Below are 13814 nucleotides of genomic sequence, written 5' to 3'. Positions count from 1 at the left end.
TAAAATCCAAACTTTTGAACCCATACATCCAAATCGAAAATCGTAAAATAGGAAGGGATTATCCACCACTTGTCATAGCCGAAATCGGCATCAGTCACGAAGGTTCGCTGCAGGTGGCTAAGGAGATGGTTGATGCAGCTTACCGGGCCGGAGCTGAGGTCGTCAAACACCAGACACACATTGTGGAAGATGAAATGAGTGGTGCTGCCAAAAAGGTAATTCCGGGGAATGCAGCTGTTTCTATTTACGAGATTATGAAGCGTTGCGCGCTTGATGAATCCGATGAAATTGCCTTAAAAAACTATGTGGAAGAAAAAGGAATGATTTTCATTTCCACACCATTTTCTCGTGCTGCAGCAAACCGGCTTCAGGCCATGAGTGTCGCGGCCTATAAAATAGGTTCGGGAGAATGCAATAATTATCCCCTGCTAAAACACATTGCAGGTTTTGGCAAACCGGTCATCCTTAGTACAGGTATGAATACTATTGAAAGTATTTCTAAGGCAGTTCAAATTTTTAAAGAAGCCGGTACCCCTTTCGCTTTGCTGCATACCACCAATTTATATCCAACGCCCACCCATTTAGTCAGACTGGGCGCAATGACTCAAGTGCACGAGGCATTTCCTGATGTACCTTTTGGGTTATCAGATCATACGTTGAATAACAATGCTTGTCTGGGTGCAATTGCTTTAGGCGCCTCCATTTTAGAACGTCATTTTACAGATCATATGCAGCGTACGGGTCCGGATATTGTGTGTAGTATGGATGAGAAAGCTTGCGGTGAACTCATAAAATCCAGTAATGAAATCTGGCAGATGCGCGGGGGCGAAAAAGCTCCGGCAAAGGAAGAACAGGTAACTATTGATTTTGCATTCGCAACCCTTTGTACCATCGCTCCGATCGAAAAGGGAGAAGTCTTTACGGAAGAAAATATATGGGTAAAACGACCGGGAACCGGTGAGATTTTGGCCGAACATTTTGAAGATATCCTTGGAAAAATAGCAACACGCGCAATTGCTGAAGATGAACAATTGAAAGCCAGCGATATTCAATGAGTTCCATAAAATTATTCCTGAGCTCGGCGTATCAACGAGGAATGGATTATTATTTTAACCTTCGCCTACAGCGCAATAAAAGAATCATTTTAGAGAATAAATCTAAAGGGATATTTGCTGTTGAGATTTTTTCTATAATGGGATTTGGTGCAAATTTTATATGGTTGCTTGAAATCCTTGAATATTGTGAATCCGAGGGTTTAAAACCTTTTGTGGTTTTTAGAAATCCATCTAAGCGAATAGGATCAAAGAGCTTTTCGGAATTAATACAGTTAAAAAAGGGGGGTAAAAAATCTTTTTTTCTAAGCTATGCTGCGATGCGCTCTTTTAAGGATTTAGGCTTGTCCAGGGCCTGGAATTACAATTCACGTCTAAATTTGGATCGAGCTAATTATTTAATCAGAAAGTATTTAGAAATCGATACGGGTGTAATTGAATATGTGCAAAACTATATTGTAGATCATTTTGAAACAAACCGTATTATCGGCGTGCATTATAGAGGCACAGACAAGGTAAGCGAAGCTCCTGCAGTATCATACGAGCTGGTAAAAGAAATCATGCATACCGAATTATCAAAGAACTCTGAGATCACTCAATTTTTTTTGGCTAGTGATGATCATAATTTTATCGATTATATGACCACTCATTTTGGAAACGAGTATATCCTAACCCGTTCGGTTAACCGGTCTAAAAATGGGAAGCCAATTCATATAACTTCAAAGAATCTAAGGGAAATCAATCGGGAGGCTTTAATTGACTGTCTAATTCTTTCTGAGTGTAATAAACTAATTAAAACAGCCTCTATTTTAAGTGGTTGTTCTGTGATTTTTAATCCAAATTTGGAAGTCGAAATGCTGAATGAGCCTTACGCTAACTACCGTTTTTTTCCGGAAAAGTTCTTTTTAAAATCAAAATAGCTTTGAAAAAAATAGCCTTCCTTAGCGGTACGCGGGCAGATTTTGGGAAACTGAAATCCCTCATACAAGCGGTAAACGATGCCTCAGATTTTGAGTATGGTATTTTCGCTACCGGAATGCATTTGCTTGAGCAATACGGTCTTACCGTTATTGAGATCGAAAAGGCCGGTTTTCAAAATATCTATCGCTTTACCAATCATACCTCTGAGGCAACGATGGACCTGACCCTGGCTAAAACTATTGAAGGTTTTTCAACCTATGTAAAGACTTTTCAACCGGACTTGATTATCGTTCACGGCGACCGGGTTGAAGCTCTGGCAGGAGCGATTGTGGGTTCGTTGAATAATGTTTTGGTGGGGCATATTGAAGGCGGCGAACTTTCGGGGACCGTTGACGAACTCATTCGGCATTCAGTGAGTAAATTGAGTCACATTCATTTTGTCTCTCACGAGACAGCAGCTAAACGTCTTGTGCAAATGGGTGAACTCGAGAGCAGTATTTTCAATATCGGTTCAGCTGATTTAGATGTTTTATTTAGTGATAGCCTACCGCCTTTAAAAACTGCAAAAGCCTACTACGACATTCCTTTTAAGAATTATGCAGTAGTCTTATTTCATTCGGTGACCACCGCGCATCAGGAAACAGCTGCTCATGCAGCTGATTTTGTTGAAGCCCTTTTGGATGATGATCAGAATTATATTGTGATTTACCCCAACAACGACCTCGGGTCCACGGCTATTTTAGAGACTTATCAGCAATTTGAAGGCCACCCCAGATTCAGGCTTTTTCCGTCCTTGCGGTTTGAATATTTTATTACCTTGCTCAAAAACGCAGATTTTTTGATAGGAAACAGCAGTGCCGGGATTCACGAGGCACCCTATTTAGGGATACCCACTGTTAATGTGGGCAGACGCCAGGAAAACCGGGATTTAAAGACTGATAGTATTATTCACGTAGATAATACAAAAGCAGCTATTTCCGCTGGTATTGCTTCCGCGAAAGCAGTAAGCGTAAAACCAAAAGGCAAAAAATCGGCTAAAACAGCCGCCTGCGGATTTCTGGAAGCATTAAGAACCGAAACATTTTGGCAAATTGATCATCAGAAGCAATTCCGGGATCTTTAGCCTGAAAAATAGAAATACAAAAGCAGAACTACTTTTCAATAACCCTAATCTTCAAATCTTCAATTTTGAATTCTGAATCCCCAAAAACTTTAGGAATTGTCATTACAGATGGTGTTGGTTTTCGCAACTTCGTTTTAAGTACATTTCTTGACGAGGCGGCACGCTCTTTTTATAAAATAATCATCTTTTCCGGGCTTCCTTATTCTGCTTTTCCTGAGCTGGATGCAGCGAAATTTACGATTGTTGAACTTCCGGTATTTACCGAGACTAAGAAGAACTGGTTTTGGCGTAAACTCAAAGAAGTCGCGCACCTTCAAAAGCATAAAACCAATCCGGGAATCGCAGATAATTACGAGATGAATAAGGCTAAAAGCTGGAGTCCGCATGGTTTGCTGGTTCGTGCAGTTTATGCGGTCAGTTCGGTTTTTCATAGCGAAAAGAGCATTCTTAAGTATGAGCAATTTCAGGAACAAAGCTTTGCTGCTGATGCTGTCGTAAAACAATACGGGCAATTCGTGCAGGAACACCAACCCGATTTATTGTTTTTCACTCATCAGCGCCCCCCATTTATTGCTACGTTGGTATTTTGGGCGAAAAAATTAAAAATACCCACCGCATCCTTTATTTTTTCGTGGGATAATCTGGCTTCAAAAGGCAGGATGGCGGCAAGCTTTGACTATTTTTTAGTTTGGAGTGAATTGATGAAAAACGAGTTGCTTCGGTTTTACTCCTTTACAAAACCCGAAGCCGTTTCCATAGTAGGTACGCCGCAATTTGAACCCTATGTGTTACCTCAATTTGATATTTCAAAGGCTGAGTTTTATGAAACTTTCGGCCTAAATTCCGAAGAAAAAATCCTGTGTTACAGCTGTGCCGACGCAACCATTGGACCCAACGATCCTTTGGTGATCGCAACCCTGGCCGAGGGTATTCGCAACGGAGCGATTGAATCCTGCCAGCTCCTGGTACGTACTTCGCCAGCGGAAGACGAGAGCCGATTCGCAGAAACCAAAGCGAAGTACCCGGAAATCAAATGGAATCACCCCAAATGGGAACTTACCCGTGAGGGGCACCCCGAGCCATGGTCGCAACGCGTACCTACCCTCGAGGATCTGAGTATGCTTAAAGCAATACTTAAATTTTGCGATCTCAACGTCAATATGCTATCTACTATGAGCCTTGATTTTATGTTGTTTGAGAAGCCGGTTGTCAACACGGCCTTTGGGAATGGGAATAACGGACTCTACAACGACCAGCGGTTTTTACACTACGAGCACTATGGTAACGTGGTTAAAAGTGGGGCGGTGAAGATTGCCAAGAACGAAGATGAACTTTTTAACGCGGTAAACACCTACCTGGAAAATCCTGAACTTGATCTGGAAAACCGAAAAAAGCTTATCGCAATGCAAATAGGTAAACCCCTCGAAAAAACCACCAGGGCTTGTGTTGAAGCATTAAAAGCGATTCTATGAGTACCAAAAGACTAGCGGTAGTTTGTAATTATGTTTTACGTCCGGACCGTATTGGTGGGATGGATCGTTTTTTTGTAGCCTATGATCGGGCTGTAAAGGCTAAAGGCTATGACGTTGACTGGTTTTTTCCGGATTTACACGAGTTGGATTTTTATACGGATGTTAATGTGTTTTCGGCGGAAGGAAACTTGAGTGTTGAAGCTTTTTTTCTAAAACACCTTCAAGAAAAGGGCAAGCTATATACCGCACTGGTTACGCATTTCACCGAACTCTGCACACCATTTTATAAAAAAGCCAAACAGGCTGGAATGATCAAAACAGTAATCGCAGTAGATCATAATCCGCGCCCTTTAAATGGTTTTCCTATTAAAAAACGGCTCAAGAATAGACTTAAAGGTTATTTAAATCATAAGGCTACAGACCGGTTTATCGGGGTGAGCAGCTATACGGCCCGGCATATTGTAAAGGATCTGGGCAAAGTAGTGGCCCGTAAAACCGGGGTGATTTACAACGGGATTGATACTTCAGTCTTTAAAAAGAGAAAAAGTAACGACCAGAAACTGGAAGGTAAAGTTCAGTTCGTCGTGGTTTCCCATCTGAGGGAGTCGAAAGGTTTGCAGGATTTAATCGATGCCTTGTCGATGCTAAAGCCTGAGGTGCAAAATGAGTTACACATAACAGTTTACGGTGAAGGTCCGCTGGAAGATGGGCTTAAACAACAGGCAATAGACAAAGCGGTTGATCATTTATTAACATTTAGAGGCAGTTCTTCAGAGATTCCGAAGATTCTAGCCGATTATGAGTATCTGATTCAACCTACGTATATGGAATGCTTCAGTCTTTCAATTCTTGAAAGTCTATCGGCAAATGTTCCTGTGATCACCACAACTGTTGGCGGCAATCCTGAGATTATTAGGGATGGTGCGAATGGATTTTTGTTTTCAGCTAAAGATAAAATGAAGCTTTCTTTGATTTTAACTGATATTGTAGCCGGGGATCTCAAAATAAATGAAGATACTTCGATTTTAATTGAAAACGAATATTCTCTAGACCGTATGGTCGCAGAACATATAAATCTACTGGACTGATGCATATTGCTTTTTTAACTCCGGAATATCCACATGCTCAATTAAACCGTAGTGGAGGATTAGGGACCAGTATTAAAAATTTGGCATCAAGCCTGGTTCAGGCCGGGGAACGGGTTACGGTTTTTGTGTATAGTCAGGCGGAGGATAGGGTGTTTGAAGATCAGAGAATCAAAATTCACAGCATCGCCAAGCGGAAGTATAGCTTTGCCGGCTGGTATTTGCACCGCAAGTTTTTACAGCGGTATATCAATAAATTTATTCTTCTTGAGAACATAGACATTGTTGAAGCGCCGGATTGGACCGGAATTACGGCTTTGATGCGTTTTAAATGTCCATTGGTAATTCGACTTCATGGGACCGATGCCTATTTTTGTCATTTGGAGCAGCGCAAACAAAAAACTAAAAATCGTTGGTTTGAACACCAAGCGCTTAAAAATGCCGATCATATTCTTGCGGTGAGTGCTTTTACAGCAAAGCTCACTAAACAAATTTTTGGCTTAGAAAAAGAAATTGGAGTTATCCCCAATTCCATCAACGTGGAGGCTTTTCAGCCGGCTGAAGTTCTGCCGGAGGAAGGTCGAATACTTTACTTTGGGACTATCATCCGAAAAAAAGGTGTTCTAGAACTTACTCAAATTTGCAATTTGGTTTTTACAGCGCACAAAGAAGCCAAACTTATTTTAGTTGGAACTGATGTGATCGATATATTCACCGGTCGATCTACACAAGAACTCTTTTTGGAAGCGTTAAAGCCTGAATTTCATAAACAGGTCGAATTTATGGGAGTGCTACCTTATACTGAAGTTCAGCACCAATTGGCGAAGGCAAGTGTTGTAGTGTTGCCCAGTTTTGCAGAGGCACTGCCGATGACCTGGATAGAAGCCATGGCGATGGAAAAGGCTTTGGTAACTTCTGATATTGGTTGGGCTAACGAGGTGATGATCGATGGAGAGACTGGCTATACGGTAAATCCAAAAGAACATCAACAGTTTGCTGATAGCATTCAGGAACTGTTAGAAAATTCCAATCTTCGCTCAAGCATGGGTAAGAAAGCACGAGCGCATGTGAAATTGAAATTTGCGACCGCGGTTGTGGTAGAACAAAATTTAGCATTTTATAAAACTGTTATAAACGAATGACTCGCTATATAACCGATACAGGAGAAATCTTATTATACACGGGTACCCCTGATTTAAAAATGCTAGACCAACTGGCTAAGGGGCCAGGAGATCTATGGCACTCCAGTTATGATCAAGGATTTAAGAATTGCTTTCCTGAATTGGTTTATCAAACCGCAACCTTCTGGTGGTTTATCAATGATTTTGAGAACACTACGCAATGCGTTAATTGGCGTGTGAATCCTGATCATTTTGTAATTCGGGAGCAAGTATGGGATTTTCTTAAAGGATTTGATGAAAGCTTTAAAAACCAGGCGATTTCTGGAATTGAACTGGGCTATAGGTTATTAAGAGAGGCTGGTGGAGTCCCCCTATATGTCAAAGGACTTTTTCCGTCCGTGGTAAGCACTATCGAAATTAGTGCTTTAGAGCGCTATATTTTTTACCGGAAACATTTTAAGGTTGGACATAGTCTGTATATGTTAGTACGTCAACCAATAAGCGCTTGGCTTTCGGAATTGATTAATCTGCTTAAAGCAAAGCAGCATGTTAGATTGATTCGGTCTACTAAGTATTTACCCTTAAAAGCCTTAAAATCTTTTCAAGATGTTAAGGTTTCTGTAGTTATTCCTACGATGTTTCGGCAGGAATATACTGTTAAGCTTTTAAAGGATTATGCCGCTCAAAGTGTACTACCTTTAGAGGTTATCGTTGTAGATGCAACTCCGGTTGCAAATAGAGACGCTACTGTTTATGAATTGGATTTACCTTATAGGTTTCAATTGATCTGGCAGGAGACCTCCGGCAGTTGCCGTGCGCGTAATGAGGCTATAATGAAATGTAAAGGTGATTATATCATTTTTGGAGATGATGATATACGAATACCTTCAAATTTTATTGAAAATCATATTCGTTTTTTAGAAACCTATAAAGCAGATGCTTGTAATGGGAGGGATGTTAGAGCAAAGCATTATACCAATGATTTGAACGATTTAGAAGCTTACTTGAGAAGTAACCCAATTGGCACACAAAAGTCTGGAGTAGCCCATCAGTTTAGCAATGCTAATAGTTGTGTGCGTATGAGCTTTGTACGGAAGTTGATTGGGAATGATGTTAATTTTGATGGCGGCTATGGGGAAGATAGTGACTTTGGATTACGACTTTTAAAAGCTGGAGCAATAGTGTTGTATAATCCGTTTTCCGTTAATTTGCACTTAAAGCCACCAGCCGGAGGCTATCGGTTTTGGGGACAAGAGGAGCCAACATCCAAACCTTGGGAACTAGATGCTCCTGTAGGAGCGTTACAACCAGTGCCAAGCCCGACTATTATGTATTACACCCTAAAGCATTTCACTCCCAGTCAGCAAAAAGAATATAAATACAAGCATTTTATATTGAATTTGGTGCGCGGTAAGTCGTATTTGGTGTTGAAGCGGTTGCTTCATATTCCAAAGAAGTTGAGGCAATATAGACTTTCAAAATGGTATGCCCAACGCTTGATCGCACTTGGTGAACGTTATAAATAAGCCTGTACTTTATGCGTAGTTTTTCCTTAATCATTTGTACGTATCAGCGTCCACAAGCGTTGGTGACACTTTTAAAATCAGTAGAAAAGCAAAGGCTTTATCCGGATGAGATTTTGGTTATTGATGCTTCTTTAGATGATCAAACAGCCGAAGTTCTTAATCAAAAGGCAATTCCTAAGCTTAAGTATTTTAAAGTTGAAGAGCAGGATCGCGGACTTACGCGTCAGCGGAATTTTGGTATTGAAAAATTAAATCCTCAGTCTGAAATTGTATGTTTTTTAGATGATGATGTCATTTTAGAACCCGATTATTTTGAGCAAATTCTTCGAACTTTTCATGAAAAACCCAATGCTGTTGGGGTTGGTGGTTATATTACCAATGAAGTAGCTTGGGAATTCGATCAAAATGAGCCAAGGAAAGATTGGTTTGTTTTTGATGGGTATCAACGTAAAGAGGGGAGTCGGTTTCAATTGCGTGCGTTATTTGGATTAGAGCCTGATGCTGCACCGGGTTTTATGCCTGATTTTGGACACGGACGATCTATTAGCTTTTTACCTCCCAGCGGAAAAATTTATCCCGTAGAACAACTTATGGGAGGTGTAGCTGCATATAAAACTAGCTTATTTAAACATCTAAATTTTTCAAACTATTTTGAAGGGTATAGTTTATATGAAGATGCCGATTTCAGTTTACGGGCTTCTAAATTGGAATCATTATGGATTAATACAAAAGCCAGACTTGAACACCATCACAATCCGGCGGGAAGACCAGATCTCTTTAAATACGGCAAAATGGTCATCCGCAACGGTTGGTACGTGTGGCGCGTAAAATACCCCAGTCCGAATTTAAAGGCTCGATTCAAATGGAACGCAACAGCATTGGTGCTAACCATGATTCGGTTTAGCAACGTTATTACTGCGGAAGATAAAAAAGGGGCATTTAAAGAAGCTGCAGGAAGAGTGGCAGGTTGGTGGAGTTTATTATTTAATAAGCCTAAACGCAGGTGAAGTTTGCAGTTATCACCCATATTAAGCATTTCAAAAAAAGCGGCGAATATTATTCCTATGCGCCTTATGTGCGGGAGATGAATCTTTGGTTTCAGCACGTCGATGAGGTTTTGGTTGTGGGTACTTTTAGTTCAGAAAAACCGGGTGCAATTGACTTGCCTTATAAAGCGAAAAACCTTGAATTCAAAGCGGTACCGGATTTTGATATCCTGGGCTTAAAATCTGTTTTCAAAACGCTGAGGCTGCTTCCTTCAGTTTTAAAGATTATTTACAGAACGATGCAAGAGGCAGATCATATTCATCTCCGTTGTCCCGGAAACGTGGGCTTACTAGGTGCATTGGTTCAGATTTTTTTTCCGCATAAATCCAAAACTGCAAAATATGCCGGCAACTGGAAACCCGGGGTGAAACAGCCCAGGAGCTATCGCTTTCAAAAATGGATACTAAGCAATACCTTCTTGACCAAAAATATGCAGGTAATCGTCTATGGCGACTGGCCGAAGCAAAGCGCTAATGTCAAAGCTTTTTTTACGGCTACGTATACTGAAAAGGATAAAATGGAAATACCCAGGCGCAAGTACGATTTACCCTTGCGTTTTCTTTTTGTAGGCAGCCTTTCACCCGGTAAGCAACCGGTTTATGCTTTAGAATTGGTAGCCGAATTGATTGAACAAGGCTTTCCTTCAGAATTGCACGTGTATGGGGAAGGCCCGGAACGCAAACATTTGAATAAAGTTGCAAAGGAATTGAATGTGGAGCACCAGTTATTTTTGCACGGGAATCAGCCTGCGGAAGCCGTAAAAGAAGCCTACAAAAAGAGTCATTTTTTGATGCTTCCGTCAAAAAGTGAAGGCTGGCCAAAAGTGGTGGCTGAAGCCATGTGGTGGGGTGTGATTCCTATCGCTACTCCGGTTTCATGTGTGCTGTGGATGCTGGATTTCGGAAAACGCGGAGTGCTTTTACAAATGGACTTAGATAGCGATGTCAAAAAACTTCAGGAGCATTTGGTTGATAAAACTAAGCTTAAAACTATGGCTGCAGAAGCGTCAATTTGGTCCAGAAACTATACTTTAGAACGCTTTAATTCTGAAATAGAAAACCTTTTATAGCGTGCGCGTCTTGCAACTTATAGATAGTTTAGAAATTGGTGGCGCCGAACGTATGGCCGTGAATTATGCAAATGCCTTGCATAAGCGTATAGCAGTTTCTGCCTTTTGCGTCACGCGAAAGGAAGGTGCTTTAAAAGCATTGATCGATCCGGAAATTCCTTATTTGTATTTGGAGCGAAAGCGTCGACTGGATTTTGCAGCGGTATTTCGACTGCAGCAATTTATCAAGAAACACAATATTGATGTCATTCAGGCGCATGGAAGCAGCTGTTTTGTAAGTGTTTTGGTCAAGCTGGTTACACCCGGTCTGAAATTAATATGGCACGATCATTACGGGAAAAGTGAATTTCTGGCAGAGCGAAAAGCAACCTCATTAAGAATGCTAAGTGTCTTTTTTGATGCTGTTTTTGCAGTCAATGAAAAACTCGCTCATTGGTCTATAGAAAAATTGAAGGTTGAGAATGCCTTCTACATTAAAAATTTTATTGCGGAAGCTTTACCCATGGATTCAGATTTTGAAGTTTTTGGAGCCAAAGGTAAACGCATTGTTTGTGTTGCCAATTTACGGCCACAAAAAAACCACCAGTTGCTGCTGGATGCTTTTAAATGGGTTTTAGAACAGGACGCCGCTTTTACCTTGCACCTTTTTGGGCAGGCAGCAGATCGTTTTTATGCTGATTCACTTTTTGAGCGGATGAAAGCCGAACCTTTCACGAAAAGCGTTTTTTATTACGGAACACACTTAAAAATGTCTGCCATTTTACCGCATTTTGATGTAGGCGTTCTATCTTCAGATTCTGAAGGTTTACCTTTGGCCCTTTTGGAGTACGGTCAGGCAGGTCTTGATGCAGTAGCAACTGACGTGGGGCAGTGCAAAGTAGTATTAGGGCATTATGGCAAAATCATTCCTCCTAGAGATAAAGAGGCTCTTGCAGAAGCTGTTTTGAAATCTAGTTCTGCAGATAGTGAATTCAGGGCTAATGCAGCAGGCTTTAGAGAAAAGGTTCTTTGTGAATTTGGGGAGTCTGAAATTATTGAGCACGTAATAACCTTGTATGCTGAAATTATTTAAGAACTATAATAAAAGATACTTGCAATTTATCGCACTTCACATTGCGATAGGTTTTGTGATCTATTTGTTTCGATTTTTCGGCTTAATATATTTTTTAGGTTCTATAGTTTTCTTTACGTTGTGGGTTTTTCAAAGTGGCAATAAGCAAAATCAGGTCTTATATGCAGCGGCTTACATGACCGCAGGAGAAGTGTTTTTTAGGATGACCGGCGGAAGTTTGATTCCCTGGGAGGCCGGTAAATATTCGGTAATTTGTTTTATTCTGTTGGGATTGTTTTTCAGCGGAACCTCCCGTAGATCAGCTCCGTATTGGTTGTATTTACTCTTACTTATTCCGGGAGTGATTTACGCAGCCGAGACACTCAATTTCGACACCAATGTGCGAAAAGCTGTGATTTTCAATTTAAGTGGACCTTTTTGTCTGGGAATAGCAGCATTATATTGTTTTGATCGACGTATAACGCGCCAGCAACTTCATAATATAGTTTGGTGTTTATTGATGCCTGTGATTGCAATGGGAGTTTATCTTTTCTTTTTTACGCCAGACACCCGTGATGTGCTTAACGGTACACAATCTAATTTTGCACTATCTGGAGGTTATGGACCCAATCAAGTGGCTACTGCCCTTGGAATCGGAATGTTCGCTTTGGTTATACAGATTTTTGTCAATGGGAAGAATAAGCTGATTTTTTTTTTAAATATAGGGCTACTGATGTTTTTAACCTATCGGGGAATTATAACCTTTTCCAGAGGAGGAATGTTTACCGCTGCTTTAATCAGTATAGCCTTTATGGTGATGTACTTTCAGGGAGTTTCCTCTAGAAAACGAAACTCCATTTCATTTTATATGGTGATTTTAGGAAGTGCAATAGCCATAACATGGTTGATTACATCAGTAAGAACAATGGGACTTATTGATTTGAGGTATGCCAATAAAGATGCAGCAGGTCGTATTAAAGAAGACCTTTCAACCGGAAGACAAGAACTTATTACTTCTGAACTTACCTTTTTTATAAATAACCCCATAATGGGGATTGGAGTGGGTAAAACCAAAGAATACCGAGAAGAAAAATTAGATATCCTTGCTGCCTCACACAATGAAATAAGCAGACTACTTTCTGAACATGGGGTTTTTGGATTGATCGCTTTATTGATATTATTTTGTACACCTTTGTTCTATAGAATTGGAAACCGAAGAAACTACCTGTTTTATTCTTTTTTTGGCTTTTGGTTTCTGACCATTAACCACTCGTCTATGCGTGTGGCGGCACCGGCATTTCTGTATGCTTTAGCTTTATTGAATGTAGTTTATGAAAAAAACGATACTCTACCTCGGAAACAAATTAGCCATTAAGGGATTTACTCCAACAGGTATTGATACACTAGGACCTAAATTAGAAGCTTTAGGATTTACTGTTTTTTACGCGAGTTCTAAACGCTCGAAGCCAGTTCGTCTACTAGATATGGTTCAGCTTATTCTTCGATATAGAAAGCAAACAGATTATGTGCTAATAGATACGTATAGCACTCAGAATTTTTGGTTTGCTTATGCTGCAGCTCGAATATGTAATTTATTTCGGTTAAACTATATCCCCATATTACATGGTGGTAACTTACCAAAACGCTTAAAAAGAAGTCAAAAAGCTTCAGATTTTTTATTTAAAAATGCCTATAGGTTAGTTGCTCCTTCAGCATATTTAGCCCATCACTTTGAGAATACAGGTTACACAGGTATTGAGGTTATTCCTAATATGTTAGATCTTACTGATTATAGATTTAAATTTCGAAAAGATATTCAACCTAAATTATTATGGGTACGTTCTTTTGCAGCAATTTACAATCCAATGTTAGCTCTTGAAGTTTTAGAAAAATTACGTGATTACTATCCAGACGCTCATTTGTGTATGGTAGGCCCTGATAAAGATGGTAGTTTAGAAGCTTGTAAAATGTATGCGCTTAAAAAAGGTTTGCCTGTGACTTTTACAGGGAAACAGGAAAAAACAGAATGGCTAGATCTTGCTGCAGATTATGCTATTTTTATAAATACTACTCATATTGATAATACACCAGTAAGCCTTTTAGAAGCTATGGCTTTAGGTCTGCCTGTAGTTAGTACAAGAGTAGGAGGAGTCCCCTATATAATCAAGAATAAAGAAACTGGTTTATTGGTCGCTGATGGGGATCGTGATGAATTTGTAAAAGCAATAATATCTTTAGTTGATAACAAAGAAAAAGCTCAGAATATAGCGCAAAACGCTCAAGAGTATGCTAAGCGCTATGACTGGAATACCGTTAAGGAGCAGTGGTCTAACATTTTGACTTAAAA

General features: G+C 40.2%; 12 protein-coding genes. All 12 read left to right on the top strand.

Annotated features, from left to right (window positions below; genetic code table 11):
- Positions 1–14 precede the first annotated feature (14 nt).
- The 12 genes from neuB (at position 15) to DSM03_RS14480 (ending at position 13812) form a co-directional block, all read left to right on the top strand.
- Positions 15–1055, top strand: coding sequence for an N-acetylneuraminate synthase (neuB, locus tag DSM03_RS14535; RefSeq protein WP_128763274.1), 1041 nt, complete (start codon positions 15–17; stop codon positions 1053–1055).
- Entirely contained in the window at positions 1052–1972 is a 921-nt protein-coding gene (locus DSM03_RS14530) for an O-fucosyltransferase family protein (protein WP_128763273.1), read from the top strand. The genes neuB and DSM03_RS14530 overlap by 4 nt, the downstream gene beginning before the upstream one ends.
- A 2-nt stretch (positions 1973–1974) precedes the next feature.
- Entirely contained in the window at positions 1975–3096 is a 1122-nt protein-coding gene (gene neuC, locus DSM03_RS14525; RefSeq protein WP_128763272.1) for a UDP-N-acetylglucosamine 2-epimerase, read from the top strand.
- A 65-nt stretch (positions 3097–3161) separates the two neighbouring features.
- Positions 3162–4568 (top strand): hypothetical protein, encoded by a 1407-nt coding sequence (locus DSM03_RS14520; protein ID WP_128763271.1) that lies wholly within the window; start codon positions 3162–3164, stop codon positions 4566–4568.
- A complete protein-coding gene (locus tag DSM03_RS14515; protein ID WP_128762470.1) occupies positions 4565–5656 on the top strand; it encodes a glycosyltransferase family 4 protein in 1092 nt (363 codons plus the stop codon). Before DSM03_RS14520 ends, DSM03_RS14515 begins: the two co-directional genes overlap by 4 nt.
- Positions 5656–6795 carry a glycosyltransferase family 4 protein gene (locus DSM03_RS14510; protein WP_128762469.1) on the top strand — a complete coding sequence of 380 codons (1140 nt, stop codon included), beginning with the start codon at positions 5656–5658 and terminating at the stop codon, positions 6793–6795. Before DSM03_RS14515 ends, DSM03_RS14510 begins: the two co-directional genes overlap by 1 nt.
- On the top strand, positions 6792–8300 hold the full coding sequence (locus DSM03_RS14505; protein ID WP_128762468.1) for a glycosyltransferase family 2 protein: 1509 nt from the start codon (positions 6792–6794) through the stop codon (positions 8298–8300). The genes DSM03_RS14510 and DSM03_RS14505 overlap by 4 nt, the downstream gene beginning before the upstream one ends.
- 11 nt (positions 8301–8311) lie before the next feature.
- The gene (locus DSM03_RS14500; RefSeq protein WP_128762467.1) at positions 8312–9307 is read left to right on the top strand and encodes a glycosyltransferase family 2 protein; all 996 of its coding nucleotides are present in this window, start codon (positions 8312–8314) and stop codon (positions 9305–9307) included.
- Entirely contained in the window at positions 9304–10416 is a 1113-nt protein-coding gene (locus DSM03_RS14495; RefSeq protein ID WP_128762466.1) for a glycosyltransferase family 4 protein, read from the top strand. Before DSM03_RS14500 ends, DSM03_RS14495 begins: the two co-directional genes overlap by 4 nt.
- 1 nt (position 10417) lies before the next feature.
- Positions 10418–11488, top strand: a complete 1071-nt coding sequence (locus DSM03_RS14490; protein WP_128762465.1) for a glycosyltransferase — start codon at positions 10418–10420, stop codon at positions 11486–11488.
- Positions 11472–12842: an O-antigen ligase family protein gene (locus tag DSM03_RS14485; RefSeq protein ID WP_128762464.1), complete on the top strand. Its 1371-nt coding sequence runs from the start codon at positions 11472–11474 to the stop codon at positions 12840–12842. The genes DSM03_RS14490 and DSM03_RS14485 overlap by 17 nt, the downstream gene beginning before the upstream one ends.
- Positions 12799–13812 carry a glycosyltransferase family 4 protein gene (locus tag DSM03_RS14480; protein WP_128762463.1) on the top strand — a complete coding sequence of 338 codons (1014 nt, stop codon included), beginning with the start codon at positions 12799–12801 and terminating at the stop codon, positions 13810–13812. The genes DSM03_RS14485 and DSM03_RS14480 overlap by 44 nt, the downstream gene beginning before the upstream one ends.
- The last annotated feature ends 2 nt before the right edge of the window (positions 13813–13814 follow it).

The organism is Leeuwenhoekiella aestuarii (assembly GCF_004104055.1).
Taxonomy (GTDB): Bacteria; Bacteroidota; Bacteroidia; order Flavobacteriales; family Flavobacteriaceae; genus Leeuwenhoekiella; species Leeuwenhoekiella aestuarii.
The sequence above is the reverse complement of the archived record's forward strand: the minus strand, read 5'-3'. Positions and strand labels throughout refer to the sequence as shown.